At 70.2% G+C, this 18,711-nt stretch carries 18 protein-coding genes and 1 pseudogene; 11 read left to right on the top strand and 8 right to left on the bottom strand.

Annotated features, from left to right (window positions below; translation table 11 throughout):
• Positions 1-249 precede the first annotated feature (249 nt).
• A complete protein-coding gene (locus N4P33_RS11240) occupies positions 250-789 on the top strand; it encodes a bacterial proteasome activator family protein (protein WP_260826215.1) in 540 nt (179 codons plus the stop codon).
• A gap of 162 nt (positions 790-951) precedes the next feature.
• Positions 952-1,371, top strand: a complete 420-nt coding sequence (locus N4P33_RS11235; protein WP_260826214.1) for a hypothetical protein — start codon at positions 952-954, stop codon at positions 1,369-1,371.
• 126 nt (positions 1,372-1,497) lie between these two features.
• Here N4P33_RS11235 and N4P33_RS11230 read toward each other — a convergent pair whose 3' ends face one another.
• On the bottom strand, positions 1,498-3,126 hold the full coding sequence (locus tag N4P33_RS11230) for a protein kinase domain-containing protein (RefSeq protein ID WP_260826213.1): 1,629 nt from the start codon (positions 3,124-3,126) through the stop codon (positions 1,498-1,500).
• Positions 3,127-3,481: 355 nt separating this feature from the next.
• Here N4P33_RS11230 and N4P33_RS11225 point away from each other — a divergent pair, with 355 nt between their 5' ends.
• The 4 genes from N4P33_RS11225 (at position 3,482) to N4P33_RS11210 (ending at position 9,345) form a co-directional block, all read left to right on the top strand.
• Positions 3,482-5,068, top strand: coding sequence for a protein kinase domain-containing protein (locus tag N4P33_RS11225; RefSeq protein ID WP_260826212.1), 1,587 nt, complete (start codon positions 3,482-3,484; stop codon positions 5,066-5,068).
• 663 nt (positions 5,069-5,731) lie between these two features.
• Positions 5,732-6,910, top strand: coding sequence for a pyruvate dehydrogenase (acetyl-transferring) E1 component subunit alpha (pdhA, locus tag N4P33_RS11220; RefSeq protein WP_260826211.1), 1,179 nt, complete (start codon positions 5,732-5,734; stop codon positions 6,908-6,910).
• Between the two features lies 1 nt (position 6,911).
• Positions 6,912-7,889, top strand: a complete 978-nt coding sequence (locus N4P33_RS11215; RefSeq protein ID WP_260826210.1) for an alpha-ketoacid dehydrogenase subunit beta — start codon at positions 6,912-6,914, stop codon at positions 7,887-7,889.
• 10 nt (positions 7,890-7,899) lie between these two features.
• On the top strand, positions 7,900-9,345 hold the full coding sequence (locus N4P33_RS11210) for a dihydrolipoamide acetyltransferase family protein (protein WP_260826209.1): 1,446 nt from the start codon (positions 7,900-7,902) through the stop codon (positions 9,343-9,345).
• A gap of 255 nt (positions 9,346-9,600) precedes the next feature.
• Here the strand turns inward: N4P33_RS11210 and N4P33_RS35675 are convergent.
• A pseudogene (locus N4P33_RS35675) lies at positions 9,601-9,675 on the bottom strand (hypothetical protein); the annotation flags it as partial.
• Between the two features lie 291 nt (positions 9,676-9,966).
• Here N4P33_RS35675 and N4P33_RS35670 point away from each other — a divergent pair.
• Positions 9,967-10,140: a hypothetical protein gene (locus N4P33_RS35670; protein WP_399029228.1), complete on the top strand. Its 174-nt coding sequence runs from the start codon at positions 9,967-9,969 to the stop codon at positions 10,138-10,140.
• 64 nt (positions 10,141-10,204) lie between these two features.
• On the opposite strand, the gene N4P33_RS35665 is transcribed toward N4P33_RS35670, so the two are convergent.
• The 3 genes from N4P33_RS35665 to N4P33_RS11190 form a co-directional block, all read right to left on the bottom strand.
• Entirely contained in the window at positions 10,205-10,423 is a 219-nt protein-coding gene (locus tag N4P33_RS35665) for a WXG100 family type VII secretion target (protein WP_399029226.1), read from the bottom strand.
• A 156-nt stretch (positions 10,424-10,579) separates the two neighbouring features.
• Positions 10,580-11,482, bottom strand: a complete 903-nt coding sequence (locus N4P33_RS11195; RefSeq protein WP_260826208.1) for a hypothetical protein — start codon at positions 11,480-11,482, stop codon at positions 10,580-10,582.
• Between the two features lie 79 nt (positions 11,483-11,561).
• Positions 11,562-11,972 (bottom strand): cupin domain-containing protein, encoded by a 411-nt coding sequence (locus N4P33_RS11190; RefSeq protein ID WP_260826207.1) that lies wholly within the window; start codon positions 11,970-11,972, stop codon positions 11,562-11,564.
• Between the two features lie 51 nt (positions 11,973-12,023).
• On the opposite strand from N4P33_RS11190, the gene N4P33_RS11185 reads away from it, so the two are divergent.
• Positions 12,024-13,028 carry a GlxA family transcriptional regulator gene (locus N4P33_RS11185; RefSeq protein WP_260826206.1) on the top strand — a complete coding sequence of 335 codons (1,005 nt, stop codon included), beginning with the start codon at positions 12,024-12,026 and terminating at the stop codon, positions 13,026-13,028.
• Positions 13,025-13,516 (top strand): LURP-one-related/scramblase family protein, encoded by a 492-nt coding sequence (locus N4P33_RS11180; RefSeq protein WP_260826205.1) that lies wholly within the window; start codon positions 13,025-13,027, stop codon positions 13,514-13,516. The genes N4P33_RS11185 and N4P33_RS11180 overlap by 4 nt, the downstream gene beginning before the upstream one ends.
• 59 nt (positions 13,517-13,575) lie before the next feature.
• On the opposite strand, the gene N4P33_RS11175 is transcribed toward N4P33_RS11180, so the two are convergent.
• Positions 13,576-14,370, bottom strand: coding sequence for a carbon-nitrogen family hydrolase (locus tag N4P33_RS11175; protein ID WP_260826204.1), 795 nt, complete (start codon positions 14,368-14,370; stop codon positions 13,576-13,578).
• 181 nt (positions 14,371-14,551) lie between these two features.
• Between N4P33_RS11175 and N4P33_RS11170 the strand changes: the two genes are divergently transcribed.
• Positions 14,552-15,376, top strand: coding sequence for a maleylpyruvate isomerase family mycothiol-dependent enzyme (locus N4P33_RS11170; protein ID WP_260826203.1), 825 nt, complete (start codon positions 14,552-14,554; stop codon positions 15,374-15,376).
• A gap of 249 nt (positions 15,377-15,625) precedes the next feature.
• Here N4P33_RS11170 and N4P33_RS11165 read toward each other — a convergent pair whose 3' ends face one another.
• Together N4P33_RS11165 and N4P33_RS11160 are read right to left on the bottom strand one after the other, a co-directional pair.
• The gene (locus N4P33_RS11165; protein ID WP_260826202.1) at positions 15,626-16,930 is read right to left on the bottom strand and encodes a nitrate/nitrite transporter; all 1,305 of its coding nucleotides are present in this window, start codon (positions 16,928-16,930) and stop codon (positions 15,626-15,628) included.
• The gene (locus N4P33_RS11160; RefSeq protein WP_260826201.1) at positions 16,927-17,580 is read right to left on the bottom strand and encodes a GntR family transcriptional regulator; all 654 of its coding nucleotides are present in this window, start codon (positions 17,578-17,580) and stop codon (positions 16,927-16,929) included. The genes N4P33_RS11165 and N4P33_RS11160 overlap by 4 nt, the downstream gene beginning before the upstream one ends.
• A 224-nt stretch (positions 17,581-17,804) precedes the next feature.
• On the opposite strand from N4P33_RS11160, the gene N4P33_RS11155 reads away from it, so the two are divergent.
• The gene (locus N4P33_RS11155; RefSeq protein ID WP_260826200.1) at positions 17,805-18,707 is read left to right on the top strand and encodes a D-alanyl-D-alanine carboxypeptidase family protein; all 903 of its coding nucleotides are present in this window, start codon (positions 17,805-17,807) and stop codon (positions 18,705-18,707) included.
• The last annotated feature ends 4 nt before the right edge of the window (positions 18,708-18,711 follow it).

Here is an 18,711-nt window from a genome sequence, read left to right as displayed (position 1 = left end):
CAGAGCAACCCCCACCCCCGCCGCCCCCGCTGTACGCAGCCATGGAGTCACGACCGTGACCTCCCGCGCCGACCGGTGCTCGTGCACACCGTCGGCAAGATGCCGGATGGACGCCCACAAGCCTCCCATTCACGCACCAACCCGGCATTCCGGATGCACCCAACAGGTCTACCCGGTGAGGCCACGGTGGATCAGTACCGCGCGGGGGCACCACGGAAGGGACAGGGACACGTGCGAGAGAATGGCCGCATGGAGATGCCGAGGAACGAACGGTCGCCGGAGAACCCCCAGATCCTGGTCGTCGGCCAGGACGGTATGGCGCTTGGCGGCGGCAACGGAGACGAGGACTCCCGCGAGACCCCGGTGACGGAGCAGGTGGAGCAGCCCGCGAAGGTCATGCGGATCGGCAGCATGATCAAGCAGCTGCTGGAGGAGGTGCGCGCCGCTCCTCTCGACGAGGCCAGCCGGGTCCGGCTCAAGGAGATCCACGCCAGCTCGGTGAAGGAGCTGGAGGACGGCCTGGCGCCTGAGCTGGTCGAGGAGCTGGAGCGGCTCTCCCTGCCCTTCACGGACGAGGCCACCCCGAGTGACGCGGAACTGCGGATCGCTCAGGCGCAGTTGGTGGGCTGGCTGGAGGGCCTGTTCCACGGCATCCAGACCACCCTGTTCGCCCAGCAGATGGCCGCCCGCGCCCAGCTCGAACAGATGCGCCGCGCCCTCCCACCGGGCGTGGGCGAGGGCCACGAAGATCCCCACCCGGGCGGCCGCTCGGGTGGGCCGTATCTGTAGGGCGGCTTCCGACGCGACTGCGAACCCCGAGAGTGCTCCCGGGGTAGGGGCTCCTGATGGTGTGTTACACCCGTCACATGGTGGAGATTCAGTGAACGGCATGGGCATGCCATCCATAGGATTCCGCTGGCAAGAAATCGATCTTGAACCCAGAGGAATCCTGTGAAGAAGAATCTCGGCCGGATGCTCGCCGTGGGCGCCGCCGCACTGAGCGCCATCGCTTTCTCCGCGAGCCCCGCAGCCGCCGGCGGGGTCTCCGAGAGGATCCCCGGGGCCTATGGCAGCGGGGACTTCTACTACTCGAGCAAGACCAAGGCCAACCAGATCTACCTGAAGCTGGTCGACGAGGACGCCGACGGGCACCACGTCCGCATCCGGGTGCAGTCCCTGACCCCGGACCGCGTCACCACGAGCTACGCCTGGCGCTCCGTCACCACCGGTGCCGGCACCGTCGGCGAGTGGGTGACCTCCCTGACGGACACCCGCGGCATCTGGGCGCTGCGCGTACAGGTCTGCGTCTTCGAAGGCAGCACGGCGCTGGGCTGCGACGAGTCCGACTGGGACGGCAACACGTACTACTGATCCCGATGGGTGTGGGAACGCTCGTCTCCGATTCGGGGGCCGAGCGTTCCCGCGCCACCTCCATGCACCGCGATCACCGCATGCGGTGGTCCGGGCCGGAATGCGGTACCAGGCGTACTCCCCGCCTCACTGAGCAGGATTGCCCGTCGACACGTAGAGCTGGATCTTCGGCACGTCGTCCTCGGCGACATCCGTGTCCGCCTCCGGGTACTGCTTCATGACCGTGCCGTCACCGTAGGTGTTCTCGTCGACGTCGATCACCTCGTACTGCCAGCCGGCCGCCTGGAAGCATTCCTTGACCGACTTGATGTTCTTGAACTTGAAGCTCGGCAGCTGGATCTTCTCAGGGTCGTTGTTCGACTCCAGCGGCTCGGTGCACTTCTCCTTCTCGATGGTCTTCGTCGGGTCCGGGCCCCGGTACCCCGGAGCCTTGCTCGCCGACGCCGAAGCCGAAGCGCCGCCGCCCGCCTGGGGGTCTTCCTCCCCGCCGCCGTTCATCAGCAGCGCCGCGATCAACCCACCCGCCGCGATGACCGCGACGATGGCCGAGCCGATGATCACCGGCTTATTGTTGCGGCGGCCGGGGGCCGACGGGGACTGAGGCGTGATGTTGTACGGCGGCGGGGTCGACGGGCCCTGCTGCGGGGTGTACGCCGACGGGGCGGGCGTCTGGTAGCCGGCCTGCTGGGGGTAGCCGTACGCCGGGGACGGGGTCGGGGTGCCGTACGGGTTCGGGGGTGGCGTCGGCTGGTAGGGCGTCTGGACGTTGCCCGTCGGGGCCGGGGTCGACTGGTCGATCGGCGGGAACACCGCGGAGCCGACGCCCGCGCCGCTGGGCGCCTGCGTGCCCGGCACGATCTGCGGCGGGGCCGGGTGGAAGGACTGCGCGACCCGGAGGCACTCGGTGCGCATGGCCTCCGCGCTGGGGAAACGCTCGTTGGGGTTCTTCTTCAGCGCCCGCGCGATCAGCGCGTCCACGGCCGGCGGCAGCGCGCGGTTGATGGAGGAGGGGACCGGCGGCTCCTCCTGCACGTGCGCGTACGCGATCGCCAGCGGCGAGTCCGCGTCGAACGGCAGCCGCCCGGTGACCAGCTGGAACAGCATGATGCCGACCGAGTAGAGGTCGGAGCGGGCGTCCACGCCCCGGCCCAGCGCCTGCTCCGGCGACAGGTACTGCGGGGTGCCGACGACCATGCCGGTCTGCGTCATCGAGGTGACACCGGACTGCATGGCCCGCGCGATGCCGAAGTCCATGACCTTGACCACGCCGCGCTTGGTCATCATCACGTTGCCCGGCTTGATGTCGCGGTGGACCAGCCCCATCTCGTGGCTGATCTCCAGCGCCGCCAGCACATCGGCGGTGATCTTCAGCGCCTTGTCCGCGGGCATCGCGCCGTGCTGCCGTACGTCCTCGTCGAGCACGGAGCCGAGCGGGCGGCCCTCGACGTACTCCATGACGATGTACGGCGTGGTCATCCCGTCGAGGTCGTCCTCGCCGGTGTCGAAGACCGACACGATGTTGGTGTGCGTGAGCTTCGCCACGGACTGGGCCTCGCGGCGGAAGCGCTCACGGAACGCCTGCTCGCGGCCGAGTTCCGTGTGCAACGTCTTGATGGCGACCTGACGGTCCAGCACGCTGTCGTAGGCGAGGTGCACGGACGCCATGCCACCCTGGCCGAGCAGGTCCCGCAGTTGGTAACGTCCGCCGGCGAGCGCGCGCCCCGCGTTCTGGCTCTGTGCGCCGTCCTGGCTCATGTTCCGCGTCCCCCGTAGCCTCTCCGGCGCCGTCGTCGGTGACTGATCTGTCGAATCTGCCGTAGATCCAATGTGCTATTCCCGGCCAAGTCTGCCCCAGGCCACTGACACGTCAAGCGCGGTGCCCGTTCCGTGACCGTACGCGAAAGAAGCGTCGCGGAAGCGTTACAGGGGTCGTACGGGCGGTACACAGAATTTGCACGACAGTACGGGGGGCGGGTTTGATGACCGGTCCGTCTTGTGCCCCTTCCGGTGACCCGTCTCGGACCGGAGCCTTGCGCAGAGGCTGTAGCGTGGCCGACGGAGACCGTAACAACACCGCGCGCACCGCGGGCAGAAACGACGGCGAGGACTGATGGCACAGCAGCAGCGCGCTCAGGGCCCGTCCGACCCCGAGGCGACTGGCGGCGGCATGTCGGACGCGCCGGACAGCTGGGGTAACGGCGGGCTGGTCGGCGACGGCCGGTACCGGCTGACGCGCAGACTAGGCCGGGGCGGCATGGCCGAGGTGTACGCGGCCGAGGACGTACGGCTGGGGCGTACGGTCGCCATCAAACTGCTGAAGTCCGATCTCGCCGAGGACGCGGTGGCCAAGGCCCGCTTCACGCGCGAGGCACAGTCGGTGGCCGGTCTCAACCACCACGCCATCGTCGCCGTGTACGACTCCGGCGAGGACTTCATCGGCGGCCAGTCCGTGCCGTACATCGTGATGGAGCTGGTCGAGGGCCGCACCATCCGCGATCTGCTGATGAACGCCGAGGCGCCGGGCCCCGAGCAGGCGCTGATCATCGTCTCCGGTGTGCTGGAGGCGCTCGCCTACTCGCACCAGCACGGCATCGTGCACCGCGACATCAAGCCGGCCAACGTCATCATCACCAACAACGGCGCCGTGAAGGTGATGGACTTCGGCATCGCCCGCGCGCTGCACGGCGCGTCCACGACGATGACGCAGACCGGCATGGTCATGGGCACGCCGCAGTACCTCTCCCCGGAGCAGGCGCTCGGCAAGGCCGTCGACCACCGCTCCGACCTGTACGCGACCGGCTGCCTGATGTACGAACTGCTGGCGCTGCGGCCCCCGTTCACCGGTGAGACGCCGCTGTCGGTGGTCTACCAGCACGTCCAGGACATCCCGACGCCTCCCTCCGAGGCCTCCGACGCGTGCCCGCCGGAGCTCGACGGGCTGGTGATGCGCGCGCTCGCCAAGGAGCCGGACGACCGGTTCCAGACGGCCGAGGAGATGCGCGGGCTGGTCCAGTACGCGCTCCAGATGCTCTACGAGCAGGGCGGCCACACCGGCACCTGGAACACCGGGCCGGTCGACATGCACGAGGGCCGGCACACTCCCGCGGGCGGCTTCGCGGGGACGGCGGTCATGGCCCACCCGGACGCCAGCGGCACCACGGCGATCCCGCAGCCGGTCATGCCCTCCGGGTACGGCGGCGGTGACGACGGCGGTTTCGAGGGGAACGGCAACCGGGGCAGCGGCCGCGGCAAGCTGTGGATCCTCGCGGTCCTGGCGGTGATCGCCATCGCCGCGGGCGTCGCGCTGGCGCTGAACAACAGCGGCGGGGGCGGGGGCGACGACGACCCCACCAAGCCGCCGGCCACGTCGCAGACCACCGAGGACGAGACGTCCGAGGAGACTCCGACCGACGAGGCGACGGAGGAACAGACCGACCCCGGCACGGACCCCGGCACCGGCACGGGCGGCGACGGCGAGTGGACGCCGTCTGAGAATCCCACTCAGGCGCCGACCGAGACGGCGACGGAAGAGCCGACGACCGAGCCGACGGACGACCCCACGGGTGAGCCGACGGGCGAGCCCACGGGTGAGCCGACCGACGAGCCCACGGACCCGGGCACGCCGACGGAGGAGCCGACGGGCGGCACCGTCGAGGGCGCGACCGGCGGCGACGTCGGCGGCGCGGGCGGCGTCTGACCCGCCCTTCGGCGTCAGCAGAACAACTGCCCCGGCCGGGTGATCGTCAGCGGGACGACTGCCCCCGGCCGGGTGGTCATCAGCAGGGCGTTTGCCCCGGCCGGGTGGTCGCCAGCAGCGCGTTTGCCCCCGGCCGGGTGGTTTTGAGGGCCCGGTGTGCTCTGACCAGGTGGGTCGTCCGGGCGGGGCAGGTCCTCGCCGCGGTCGTCTGGATCGTGCGGGCCTTCGCCACGCGTGCCGGGTATCGGATCCGCAACGTGTCGGCTGGATCACCCACCCTCCGTGACCTGCGTCTCTTCACTCAACGTGCCACCCCATCACCCAAAGTGATCATCGTGGCCATTTCGCACGGCCGGTGGCTCTTCCCGTGCCCGGGGTGGCCGGGATAACGTGCCGTTGCTCCGGCCTCCTGCAAGGCTGTGACCAGCGCGCCTTCCCCAGCTACCCGATTTACTTGGAAATCCAAGCAAAATCGCAGGTCAGATGGGGTTTCACAGAAATGTGCCGCACTGGGTACCGTGCTTAGTGCAGGGCGCTCGCCGGGGCACCTGTCACGCCTGTTCCCGGTCGAGTGGCACCCACCCCGTGCCCGGTGGTCGAGAAACAGGTGAGCCGCACTGGCCTACCGGCAACCCCGGGGGCCGGACCGACGGAGGAGCACACGTGACCGTGGAGAGCACTGCCGCGCGCACACCGCGACGCAGCGCCGGAAGCAAGGCCGGCACCAAGCGCACCACCCGCACGACCAAGAAGAGCGCCGAGCCCGCCCTCGTCCAGCTGCTGACCCCCGAGGGCAAGCGCGTCAAGAACCCCGAGTTCGACAAGTACGTCGCCGGCATCACCGCGGAAGAGCTCCGCGGCCTGTACCGCGACATGGTGCTCACCCGCCGCTTCGACGCCGAGGCCACCTCCCTGCAGCGCCAGGGCGAGCTGGGCCTGTGGGCGTCGCTGCTCGGCCAGGAGGCCGCGCAGATCGGCTCCGGCCGGGCCCTGCGCGACGACGACTACGTCTTCCCCACCTACCGCGAGCACGGCGTCGCCTGGTGCCGGGGCGTGGACCCGACCAACCTGCTCGGCATGTTCCGGGGCGTGAACAACGGCGGCTGGGACCCCAACGGCAACAACTTCCAGCTCTATACGATCGTCATCGGCTCCCAGACGCTGCACGCCACCGGCTACGCCATGGGCATCACCAAGGACGGCGCGGACAGCGCGGTCATCGCCTACTTCGGCGACGGTGCCTCCAGTCAGGGCGACGTGGCCGAGGCGTTCACCTTCTCCGCGGTCTACAACGCCCCGGTGGTGTTCTTCTGCCAGAACAACCAGTGGGCGATCTCCGAGCCGACCGAGAAGCAGTCCCGCGTCCCGCTGTACCAGCGCGCGCAGGGCTTCGGCTTCCCGGGCGTGCGCGTCGACGGCAACGACGTCCTGGCGAACCTCGCGGTCACCAAGTGGGCCCTGGAGCGGGCGCGCGGCGGTGAGGGCCCGACGCTGATCGAGGCATTCACGTACCGCATGGGCGCCCACACCACCTCCGACGACCCCACCCGTTACCGGGGCGACGAGGAGCGGCTGGCCTGGGAGGCGAAGGACCCGATCCTGCGCCTTCGCCGGTATCTCGAGTCCTCAAACCACGCGGACGAGGGATTCTTCGAGGAACTCGAGACCGAGAGCGAGGCGTTGGGCAAACGAGTGCGCGAAGCGGTCCGTGCCATGCCCGACCCGGACCACTTCGCCATCTTCGAGAACGTGTACGCGGACGGACACGCGCTCGTGGACGAGGAGCGTGCGCAGTTCGCCGCCTACCAGGCGTCGTTCGCGGACGCGGACGGGGGTAAGTGACATGGCAGAGAAGATGGCCCTGGCCAAGGCGATCAACGAGTCGCTGCGCCGCGCCCTCGACACCGACCCGAAGGTCGTCGTCATGGGCGAGGACGTCGGCAAGCTCGGCGGCGTGTTCCGGGTGACCGACGGCCTCCAGAAGGACTTCGGCGAGAGCCGCGTCATCGACACCCCGCTCGCCGAGTCGGGCATCGTCGGCACGGCGATCGGCATGGCCCTGCGCGGCTACCGCCCGGTGGTGGAGATCCAGTTCGACGGCTTCGTCTTCCCGGCGTACGACCAGATCGTCACGCAGCTCGCGAAGATGCACGCCCGCTCGCTCGGCAAGGTCAAGCTCCCGGTCGTCGTGCGCATCCCCTACGGCGGCGGCATCGGCGCGGTGGAGCACCACTCCGAGTCCCCCGAGGCGCTGTTCGCGCACGTGGCGGGCCTGAAGATCGTCAGCCCCTCCGACGCGTCCGACGCGTACTGGATGATGCAGCAGGCCATCCAGAGCGACGACCCGGTGATCTTCTTCGAGCCCAAGCGGCGCTACTGGGACAAGGCCGAGGTCAACACCGAGGCCATCCCGGGCCCGCTGCACACCGCGCGGGTGGTGCGCGAGGGCACGGACCTCACCCTGGCCGCGTACGGCCCGATGGTGAAGCTCTGCCGGGAGGTCGCCGACGCGGCGGCCGAGGAGGGCCGCTCCCTGGAGGTCCTCGACCTGCGCTCGGTCTCGCCGATCGACTTCGACTCCATCCAGGCGTCGGTGGAGAAGACCCGCCGTCTGGTCGTCGTCCACGAGGCACCGGTGTTCTTCGGTTCCGGCGCGGAGATCGCCGCGCGGATCACGGAGCGCTGCTTCTACCACCTGGAGGCCCCGGTCCTGCGGGTGGGCGGCTACCACGCCCCGTACCCGCCGGCCCGCCTGGAGGAGTCCTACCTCCCGGACCTGGACCGGGTGCTGGATGCCGTCGACCGCTCGCTGGCGTACTGAGGAGAGGGTCGTGACGACGATGACGAACGCGTCCGTACGCGAGTTCAAGATGCCGGACGTGGGCGAGGGCCTCACCGAGGCCGAGATCCTCAAGTGGTACGTCCAGCCCGGTGACACGGTCACCGACGGCCAGGTGGTCTGCGAGGTCGAGACGGCGAAGGCCGCCGTCGAACTGCCCATCCCCTACGACGGTGTGGTCCGCGAACTGCACTTCCCCGAGGGCACCACGGTCGACGTGGGCACGTCCATCATCGCGGTGGACGTCTCGGGCGGGGCGGAGGCGCCCGCTCCGGAGCCGGTGACCGAGGAGCCCACGGCACCGCGGGAGGAGCCGAAGGCGGAGGCCGCTGGCTCGGGCCGCCAGCCGGTGCTGGTCGGCTACGGAGTGGCGACGTCCTCCACGCGCCGCCGACCCCGTAAGGCGACGACGGCCAAGGCCCCGGCGGCAGCCGCGATCCAGAGCGAGCTGAACGGCCACGCCCCCGCCGCCCCGGCCCCGGCATCCGCCCCGGCGCCCGCCTCGGTGGCTCCCCAGCAGCGCCCCCTGGCCAAGCCTCCCGTGCGCAAGCTGGCCAAGGACCTGGGCGTCGACCTGGCGACGGTCACCCCGACCGGCCCCGACGGCATCATCACGCGCGAGGACGTCCACGCGGCGGTGGCAGCGACCACGGCGGCCCCCGAGCCGGAGGTGCAGGCACCGGCCCCGGCGCCGGCCGCACCCGCGGCCCAGATCGCCCCGGCGTCGTACGACACCACCCGCGAGACCCGCATCCCCGTCAAGGGTGTCCGCAAGGCGACGGCGGCGGCGATGGTCGGGTCGGCGTTCACGGCGCCGCATGTCACGGAGTTCGTGACAGTGGACGTGACGCGCACGATGAAGCTGGTCGAGGAGCTGAAGCAGGACAAGGAGTTCGCGGGCCTGCGCGTGAACCCGCTCCTGCTGATCGCGAAGGCGCTGCTGGTGGCGATCAAGCGCAACCCCGACATCAACGCCTCGTGGGACGAGGCGGCCCAGGAGATCGTGGTCAAGCACTACGTCAACCTGGGCATCGCGGCGGCCACTCCGCGCGGCCTGATCGTGCCGAACATCAAGGACGCCCACGCCAAGACGCTGCCGCAACTGGCCGAGTCCCTGGGCGAACTGGTCGCCACGGCCCGCGAGGGCAAGACCTCCCCGTCGGCGATGCAGGGCGGCACGGTCACCATCACCAACGTCGGCGTCTTCGGCGTCGACACGGGCACGCCGATCCTCAACCCCGGTGAGTCCGCGATCCTGGCGGTCGGCGCGATCAAGCCCCAACCGTGGGTTCACAAGGGCAAGGTGAAGCCCCGCCAGGTCACCACCCTGGCCCTCTCCTTCGACCACCGCCTGGTCGACGGCGAACTCGGCTCGAAGGTCCTGGCGGACGTGGCAGCCATCCTGGAACAGCCGAAGCGCCTGATCACCTGGGCGTAGAGAGACATTTCCCGGCCGCACAGGAGCCGCGCGTCCCGTCCGGGGCGCGCGGCTCTTCGCGATGTGCGGCTGCGGTGCCGGCGGACCTACGGCGTGCGCGGTCCGCTGAGACGACCCGCGACCAGGGCAAGCCAGCCGCTCGGGGCGTACGGGGGCGGTGGGTCGACCTCTATGCCGAGTTCGGGGGGGGGCGGTGGCGTAGTCGGACTCGTCGAGGTCGAGGGCAAGCAGTTCGGGCAGTTCGCCGATGAGCCGGGCGACCAGGTGGGGGTCGGTGGCGCTGCGGTAGTCGTCGACGGCCGCGTCGTGGTCGTCGAACTCGTCGGTCATGATGGAGGCGACGGGACCGTACGAGGCCTTGCCGACCCCGATCGGGGGATCACGGCGCGGCGGCGGCCCGTACATGCCCCGCGCGTGCCAGTCGGCGGCCACATACGTGTTGGCCGTGTCGGTCAGACCCACCGAGACGCCGCCGATGCTCTGGATGCTCTTGGCCCACACGTCCAGGAACTTCTTGGCCACCTCCTCATAGGCCAGCCGCGAAGTCGTCCGCACCCTCTCCCTTTCCGGCCGCATGCCGATGGTGCACGTTCTCGACCAGCTGCGTGGCGGCCTCCCCCGATGTCTGTCGGACGTGCTCAGTACGTGTCGAGGCTGCTGCGCGGCGGCTGGGCCGGCGGCTGTGGCGGGGCGTCAGGGTTCGGCGTGGAGAGCTTGTCGACCTCGCTGCCGATGTCCACCTGGATCTGGCGGATGCGGGCGACGACGCCGAGGTCCTCCTCGGAGAAGCCGTAGCGGCTCAGGCGTACGGCCCGGCCCGCTCCAGATGCTTCATAACGTCGCGGATGCGTACGGCGTCCTAGGCCGCGGCGCGGTGGAAGTCCCGGTACACCGTCGCCGCCGGCCCTCGCCAGCCCGCCTCGATGCGGTCCACGAGCGCGTCCATGCGCCGGACCTGCTTGTCCAGGTGGTCCTGCATGCCATCGAGGTCGTCGGCCAGCTTGGTCAGACCCTGAGCGGACACGCGCAGGTCCGGGCCGCCTCCCTGAGCGGAGCCCGACTGTCCGGGCAGTGCCATGCCGTACCTCGCCGCCGTAGCACCGTGCGCGCAAGTCCCGTGTGCAGCAGCGATCTTACGCACAGGCGTACGAGCACAGGTGAGCAAGGCCGGGCAGGCATCCTGTCCCAATTTCCTGGGCGCCCTCGACCTCCCGCCCGGAAGCAAGTCCGTCCGTCAGGCGTCCGTGAACAACTCGTCCGCGCGCTCGACCGTGCCAGCCCGGTCGAGCCAGTCGTTGGCGACCTGGAGATCGGTGCAGGAGCTGATCCGCTCACGGATCTCCTCGGACACGGCGATTCCCCGCACCTCGAGCACCCGCAGAACGCCCTTGGCCTCGCCGAGCGCCTCGCCCTCGGCCTTGCCTTCGGCCTTCCCCTCCAGGTACGTCTCCTCGAACAGCGTCCCGTGCCCCGGGAAGTGAGTGATGACCCTCTGCATCAGCGTCCTCCATTTCGCCTTCGTCGGGGTGTTCTCCAGGCTGACTTCCACGACCTCGTACCAGTACTCCGTGACGCCCGGTGCGAACGCCATGAGTCCACGAGCCACCGTCTCCAGTATGGCGTCCACACGCCGGTCCTCACTGTGAACGATGGCCGACAGCGCCGCCAGAGCGGGCTGTTGGGCCACTGTGGACTCGTCGGTGACCTTCGGGACGGTCTGAGGTCCGAGCACGAACGGACGCGTCACCTGGGTCGTCCAGGGTCCGGCCGTGCACTCGAAGGGCCCCATCGCCCAGGCCGCCGTGGCCCGGTCCCGGCAGACCGGCACCAGCAGTACCGGCATGTCGTACTTGGCCTGCAGGAACGCGACGTAGTACGCCCAGCTCCTCGCCTTCTGCGGGTCCTTCTTCGTCTGGGCCTCGACGGCGATCAGGAAGTTGTCCCCCATGGGCGGCTCGTACGCGAGCACGGTGTCCACGCGGCGTTCCAGGGGCCGGAACTCGGTGGCGTCGGGGGAGAGTTCGCCGAAGTCGTCCTTCGACGGCGGTGGCAGCCCCAATGCCTCGAAGACCGGTGCGAGGGCCTCCGGAGGGTCCTGGAAGAGCCGGTGGGAGGCCTCGTGTGTGGAGGTGACCATGAGCGCAAGCTAGGGCGCACAGAGTCGGTGCTCCTGGCATATGCGGGGGCATTCACTCGTTCGAGTGCTGGGGAAACGTTCAGGTCAGCGCGTGGCCCGTCGTCGCGTCCACGTGGTCCGGGACCTCGTCGTGGCGGTCGCCGACGGTGAGGGTGCCCGTCGGTTCGAGGAGGAGGATCGCCGTGGGGACGGGGGCGTAGGGCTTGTGCTCGGTGCCTCGCGGGACGGTGAAGACCGAGCCCTTCGGCAGGACGACCGTGCGTTCGCCGGCCGGTTCGCGCAGGCCGATGTGCAGCTCGCCGTCCAGGACCAGGAAGAACTCGTCGGTGTCGTCGTGCACGTGCCAGAGGTGGTCGCCCTCCACCTTGGCGATGCGGACGTCGTAGTCGTTGACGGTGGTGACGATGCGCGGGCTCCACTGGTCCGTGAAGGAGGCGAGCGCGCGGTCGAGGGAGATCGGTTCCTGAGAGACGTGCGATTCCTGGGTCATGTCCTCATCGTCGGCAGTGCGCCGGCGCCGTACCAGTGCTAGAAACCGCACATGCCGCAAGGATCCTCTCAGTCGCCGCGTCCCCACCGGGTCGCCGTGATCGTCGACGAGGGCACCAATCCGTTCGAGGTCGGGGTCGCCACCGAGCTGTTCGGGCTGCCCCGGCCCGAGCTGGGGCTGCCGTACGTGCCGTACGAGGTGACGCTGTGCACGCCCACGCCCGAGGTGCCGATGAACCACCGCTTCTTCACGATGACCGGGGTGCCGGGGCTGGACGCCGTGGACGACGCGGACACTCTCGTCGTCCCGGGGCGGCCGGACAACGTCGTGCCCCGCACAGAGACCGTCCTCGACGCGATCCGCCGCACGCACGCGCGTGGCGCACGCGTCGTCAGCTTCTGCACCGGCACCTTCGCGCTCGCCGAGGCCGGGCTGCTCGACGGCCGCCGTGCCACCACCCACTGGATGTGGGCGGACTGCTTCCGCGAGCTGCACCCGCGCGTGCACCTGGAGCCCGATGTCCTGTTCGTGGACGAGGGCGACGTCCTCACCGCCGCGGGCAGCTCCGCCGCCCTCGACCTCGGCCTGCACATCTGGCGGCGCGATCACGGCGCCGAGATCGCCAACGCCGTCTCCCGGCGCCTGGTGTTCGCCGCGCACCGGGACGGCGGGCAGCGGCAGTTCGTCGAGCGGCCGGTGCCGCGGGTGGCCGACGAGTCGCTGGGGCCGCTGCTGGCCTGGGCGCAGGAGCGGCTGGGCGAGCCGCTGACGGTGGCGGATCTGGCGGTGCGGGCGGCGGTGAGCCCGGCGACGCTGCATCGGCGGTTCCGCGCCCAGCTCGGTACGACGCCGCTCGCCTGGCTGATCGGAGAGCGGGTGGCGCTGGCGTGCCGGCTCATCGAGCGCGGCGAGACCCGGCTCGACGTGGTGGCGGCGCGCAGCGGGCTGGGCACCGCGGCGAACCTGCGGGCCCGGCTGCGGCGGGAGACGGGACTCAGCCCGTCGGCCTATCGGCGGCGTTTCGGAGCGGGTGCCGGGGAAGCCCTGGTTCCATGAGATTCCTGGTACGCGACCGGCTCCTCGGCATCGGTGAGGACTACTGGATCGAGGACGACCACGGCAACAAGGTCTACCTCGTCGACGGCAAGGCCATGCGCCTGCGGGACACCTTCGAGCTGAAGGACGCCCAGGGCCGCGTCCTGATCGACATCCACCAGAAGATGCTCGCCCTGCGGGACACCATGGTGATCGAGCGCGACGGTGAGCCGCTGGCGCAGATCCGCCGCAAACGGCTCTCCCTGCTGCGCAACCACTACCGCGTGTCCCTCGTCGACGGCACCGAGCTCGACGTCAGCGGCAAGATCCTCGACCGGGAGTTCGCGGTCGAGTACGACGGCGAGCTGCTCGCGGTGATCTCCCGCCGGTGGCTGAGCATCCGCGACACCTACGGCGTGGACGTCGTACGCGACGACGCCGACCCGGCCCTGCTGATCGCCGTGGCGGTGTGCGTGGTCCACCTCGCGGAGAAGGACGGGGACGACTAGTGCCGCGGCACTAGCTCCTTCGGCCTCCTCAGCCACGTTTGCCCGTCAGCCCCGGCGGTCTAGCGGCGCGGGGGCTCCAGGCCCAGGACTCGGTCCTTCAGGGCGGGGAAGCGGTCGCGGGTGGATGTGACCGTCGTCGGGTCGAAGTCGACCGTCAGGGTCTGCTCGTCGGGGCCCGCCTGCGCCAGGATCTCGCCCCAGGGATCGACCACGATCGAGTGACCCGCCTGGGGAACCCCGGCGTGTGTCCCGGCCGTTCCACACGCGAGGACGAACGACTGGTTCTCCACCGCCCGTGCCTGAGCCAGCAGCGTCCAGTGGGACCGTCGGCGCTCCGGCCAGCCCGCCGGCACCACGAAGGTCTCGGCACCGGCGTCCACGAGACCGCGGAAGAGTTCGGGGAAACGGAGGTCGTAACAGGTGGCCACGCCCAGCGTGGTTCCCGGCAGACGCACCGTCACCAGCTCGTCGCCCGCACCCATCAGCACGGCCTCGCCCTTGTCGAAGCCGAAGCGGTGGATCTTGCGGTAGGCGGCGGCCAGATCACCGGAGGGGGAGAAGACGAGAGAGGTGTTGTAGAGGGGCCCGTCCGGGTCGCGCTCGGGGATGGACCCCGCGTGCAGCCACACGCCCGCGTCGCTCGCGGCCTTGGCCATCGCCTCGTAGGTGGGACCCTCGAGGGGCTCGGCCTCGCTCCCGAACGCCTCGTAGGCGAACGCGCCGGTGGTCCACAGCTCCGGCAGCACGACGAGATCGGCTCCGGCCTGATCACGTACCATCCCGGCGACCCGAAGCCGACGCGCTTCGACCGATTCGTCCTCGTTCACGGCGACTTGGAGCAAGGAAGCGCGCACACTACCACCGTCCTGGCATTCGACCCGTCCACACGGGCCTACGATCGTCACACGAAAGCACTGCCGGGGTGCCTCTCCGCAGCGTAACTTAGCCTCCCGAGACACCCGCAGTGCAGCCACCGCCCACTGGCACCGCCGCCACAACCTGCCCGTGTACCGACCGCCGAGGGGTCCAAGTTCCGTGAGTCTGCATCCCACCCTCCAGCCCTACGCCGACGCCTGGACCCACTCCATCGAAGCGATATCCGAGCTGGTGCAGCCGCTCCCGGAGGCCGACTGGAACCGGCGGACCCCGTGCCCGGGCTGGTCGGTGCGCGACATCGTCTCTCACGTCATCGGGCTCGACTGCGAGATGCTCGGCGACCCCCGCCCCATCCACACGCTGCCGCGCGACCTGTTCCACGTCACGAACGACCACCAGCGCTACATGGAGATGCAGGTCGACGTCCGCCGCCACCACACGGCGCCGGAGATGACCGCCGAGCTCGAGTACACGATCATCCGCCGCAACCGCCAGCTGCGGAACGAGTCGCGCGACCCGGGCACCAAGGTGCGCGGCCCGCTCGGCACGGAGCTGACGCTGGAGGAGTCGATGCGCCGGCACGCCTTCGACGTGTGGGCGCACGAACAGGACCTGCGCAGCGCACTCGGCCGCCCCGGCAACCTGGACTCGCCCGGCGCGTACATCGCCCGTGACGTGCTGCTCGACGAGCTGCCCCACGTGGTGGCGGAGAAGGCGCAGGCGCCGCGCAGCTCTGCCGTGGTCGTCGACGTGCACGGCCCCGTCGAGTTCCTGCGCACGATCCGCGTCGACATCCAGGGCCGCGGCACGCTGGAGACCGCCCCCGCCCTGGGCCCCGCCGTCACCCTCACCCTCGACTGGGAGACCTACCTCCGCCTGGCCTGCGGCCGCGTGACCCCGGACGCGGTGACGGACCACGTGAAGACGGAGGGCGACACGGGCCTGGCGGCGGCGATCCTGCGGAATTTCACGGTGACGAAGTAGGGCGCGGCGCTCGGTGCCCTACGGCTCCTCCGGGCCGGGGGCGGGCCGACCCCATGCCGCCCATGCCGCCCATGCCACCTGCCGCCGCCCACGCCACCTGCCGCCTCGGCCGCCTGCCGGCCGAGGCGGGCCCGGAGTGTTCGGCCGGTCGAGGCCGGCCCTGTGTGTCGAGGCGGGCCCCGTGTGCCAAGGGCCGGTCGCGGCGTGCCCGACAAGTCGACGGACAGCCGATGAGTCACCGCTCGGCGGCTACGCCGGAACGTGCACCGTCTCCACGCGGCTCGCGACCAGACGTTCCTCCCTGCGCGCCGCCCGCCTGCGCAGGCGCAGGATCTGGCTGACGCCGAGCACCTGCAGCACGAACACCGAGGAGAAGGCGACGACATAGTCGTCCCCCGTGGCGTCCAGCAGCACCCCGATCGCGAACAGGGTGGTCATGGAGGCGACGAACCCGCCCATGTTGGTGATCCCGGACGCCGTGCCCTGCCGCTCCGGCGGGTTCGCCGGGCGGGCGAAGTCGAAACCGATCATCGACGCCGGTCCGCACGCCCCCAGCACCACGCACAGCACCACCAGCAGCCACATCGGCGCCGTATCCCCCGGATACGCGAGCGTGGTCCCCCACAGCAGCGCCGTCGCACCCACCGTCCCCAGCGCAAGCGGCAGCCGCGCCCCGTGGTGCCGGGCCACGACCTGCCCGTAGACCAGGCCGACGACCATGTTGGACAGCACCACCAGCGTCAGCAGTTCACCGGCCGTCGCCCGGGACTGCCCCTGCGCCTCGACCAGGAACGGCATGCCCCACAGCAGCAGGAACACCATCGCCGGGAACTGGGTGGTGAAGTGCACCCACAGCCCCAGCCGCGTACCCGGCTCCCGCCACGACGCCGCGATCTGCCGCCGTACGTACGCGACGCCCTGGTGCCCGACGGGCTCGGGTTCGTGTCCCTCGGGGTGGTCCCTCAGGAACAGCAGGAGCAGCACGAACACCACGACGCCCGCGAGCGAGCTGCCCGCGAACGCCGCGGTCCAGCCGACGCCGTGCAGCAGCCGGGCCAGCACGAGCGTGGACACGAGGTTGCCCGCCATGCCCACCAGCCCCGCCATCTGCGCGACCAGCGGCCCGCGCCGCGCCGGGAACCAGCGCGTGCCCAGCCGCAGCACGCTGATGAACGTCATCGCGTCGCCGCAGCCGAGCAGCGCACGCGAGGCGAGCGCCATGCCGTACGACGGCGACAGCGCGAAGCCGAGCTGACCGACCGTGAACAGCACGACGCCGATGCCCAGCACCTTCTTCGTGCCGAGCCGGTCGACGAGCAGGCCCACGGGTATCTGCATGCCCGCGTACACCAGCAGCTGGAGGATCGAGAACGTCGACAGGGCGGAGGCGTTGACGTCGAAACGGTCGGCGGCGTCCAGCCCGGCCACGCCCAGGGACGTACGGAAGATGACGGCGACGAAGTAGACCGAGACGCCGATGCCCCACACCGCGAGGGCACGCCGTCCGCCCGGGGGATCACCGGGCAGGACCCCGGTGGAACCCGCGCTGCTCATCGCACCTCCCCCCGCGCCAGATGGGAGAACCAGCCGACGTGCCGGTGCACGACCGCGACGGCCGCCTCCGCGTCGCCGTCGCGCAGCGCCTGGAGGATCTCCTCGTGTTCGACGAGGGTCTTGGCGATCCGGTCGGGGTGGGAGTGCATCACGGCGACGCCCATGCGCAGTTGGCGGTCGCGGAGCTGGTCGTAGAGGCGGGAGAGGATCTCGTTGCCGCCGCTGCGCACGATCTCGGCGTGGAAGCAGCGGTCGGTGACGGAGGCTCCGGCGAGGTCGCCGGCGGCGGCCTGCTCCTTCTGCCGGGCGAGCAGGCCCTCCAGCCGTTCGATGAGGCCGGGCGGTGCGGGGACCGCCTTGCGCGCCGCGTGCTCCTCGACCAGCAGCCGGGTCTCGACGACATCGGCGATCTCCTGCGCGGAGACGGGCAGGACGAGGGCGCCCTTCTTCGGGTAGAGCCGGATCAGGCCCTCGACCTCGAGCCGCAGGAGCGCTTCGCGCACGGGGGTGCGCGAGACCCCGACGGCCTCGGCCAGCTCGCCCTCGGTGAGGAGGGTGCCGCCCTCGTAACGGCGTTCCAGGACGCCCTGTTTGACGTGGGTGTAGACGCGGTCGGCGGCGGGCGGTTGTCTCACGGCGGCCAGGCTCATGCCGACAGGATAGATACAACACGTACGCGTGGTTGTATCCGTCCATGATGCGGACGCGGGACGGGCCCGTACGGCGCCCGCGGAGAGCGCTCGCTGAAATCCGTCCGTCGCGTCGCACAACCATCCACCGCAGGTGTGCGTCGGATACATGCGGCCCTTGTATGCGTGGCCGTCCTCAACTCGGCCGCACAGCACGGCCATTCACGGTAATCGGGGTATTTCACTTGAAGAACGGCATTTTGGGCATCCGCCTCACCAGAGCCGTCGGCGTCGCCGTGACCACCGGCGCCGTGCTCGCCTCCGGTGCCCTGTACGCGGCGCCGGCGCAGGCCGCCGCGAAGGCGCCCACGATCGTCGCCAAGGGCGGCTACGTGATGAACAACGCGAGCGGCACGTCGCTGTACACCAAGGCCGCGGACACGCGCCGCTCGACCGGTTCGACGACGAAGATCATGACCGCGAAGGTCGTGCTCGCGCAGAAGAACCTGAACCTGGACGCCAAGGTCACGATCCAGATGGCGTACAGCGACTACATCGTGAAGAACAACGCCTCGTCCGCGCGCCTGATCGTCGGCGACAAGGTCACCGTGCGCCAGCTGCTCTACGGGCTCATGCTGCCGTCGGGCTGCGACGCCGCGTACGCGCTCGCGGACAAGTTCGGCACGGGCTCGACGCGTTCGGCGCGCGTGAAGTCGTTCATCGGGAAGATGAACGCCGAGGCGAAGAAGCTGGGCCTGAAGAACACCCACTTCGACTCCTTCGACGGCATCGGCAAGGGCAGCAACTACTCGACGCCGCGCGATCTGACGAAAATCGCCAGCAGCGCGATGAAGAGCTCGACCTTCCGCTCGATCGTCAAGACGAAGAAGTACACGGCGAAGACCATCACCAAGACGGGCAGCACCCGCACGATGGCCCCGTGGACCAACACGAACACGCTGCTGAGCAACTACAGCGGCACGATCGGCGTGAAGACGGGCTCCGGCCCGGAGGCCAAGTACTGCCTGGTCTTCGCCGCCACGCGCAACGGCAAGACGGTCATCGGCACGGTGCTGGCGTCGTCGTCGGCCTCCCAGCGCGAGGCGGACGCGAAGAAGCTCCTGAGCTACGGCTTCGGCAAGCTCTGAACAG

This window comes from Streptomyces sp. 15-116A, assembly GCF_025290915.1.
In the GTDB taxonomy this organism is placed as follows: domain Bacteria; phylum Actinomycetota; class Actinomycetes; order Streptomycetales; family Streptomycetaceae; genus Streptomyces.
The sequence above is the reverse complement of the archived record's forward strand: the minus strand, read 5'-3'. Positions and strand labels throughout refer to the sequence as shown.

Excerpts from the sequence above, each read along its gene's own strand:
- N4P33_RS11240 (WP_260826215.1), top strand. The coding sequence starts at position 250 with ATGGAGATGCCGAGGAACGAACGGTCGCCGGAGAACCCCCAGATCCTG.
- N4P33_RS11230 (WP_260826213.1), bottom strand. The coding sequence starts at position 3,126 with ATGAGCCAGGACGGCGCACAGAGCCAGAACGCGGGGCGCGCGCTCGCC.
- N4P33_RS11225 (WP_260826212.1), top strand. The coding sequence starts at position 3,482 with ATGGCACAGCAGCAGCGCGCTCAGGGCCCGTCCGACCCCGAGGCGACT.
- N4P33_RS11215 (WP_260826210.1), top strand. The coding sequence starts at position 6,912 with ATGGCAGAGAAGATGGCCCTGGCCAAGGCGATCAACGAGTCGCTGCGC.
- N4P33_RS35670 (WP_399029228.1), top strand. The coding sequence starts at position 9,967 with ATGTCTGTCGGACGTGCTCAGTACGTGTCGAGGCTGCTGCGCGGCGGC.
- N4P33_RS35665 (WP_399029226.1), bottom strand. The coding sequence starts at position 10,423 with ATGGCACTGCCCGGACAGTCGGGCTCCGCTCAGGGAGGCGGCCCGGAC.
- N4P33_RS11195 (WP_260826208.1), bottom strand. The coding sequence starts at position 11,482 with ATGGTCACCTCCACACACGAGGCCTCCCACCGGCTCTTCCAGGACCCT.
- N4P33_RS11190 (WP_260826207.1), bottom strand. The coding sequence starts at position 11,972 with ATGACCCAGGAATCGCACGTCTCTCAGGAACCGATCTCCCTCGACCGC.
- N4P33_RS11185 (WP_260826206.1), top strand. The coding sequence starts at position 12,024 with ATGCCGCAAGGATCCTCTCAGTCGCCGCGTCCCCACCGGGTCGCCGTG.
- N4P33_RS11180 (WP_260826205.1), top strand. The coding sequence starts at position 13,025 with ATGAGATTCCTGGTACGCGACCGGCTCCTCGGCATCGGTGAGGACTAC.
- N4P33_RS11165 (WP_260826202.1), bottom strand. The coding sequence starts at position 16,930 with ATGAGCAGCGCGGGTTCCACCGGGGTCCTGCCCGGTGATCCCCCGGGC.
- N4P33_RS11160 (WP_260826201.1), bottom strand. The coding sequence starts at position 17,580 with ATGAGCCTGGCCGCCGTGAGACAACCGCCCGCCGCCGACCGCGTCTAC.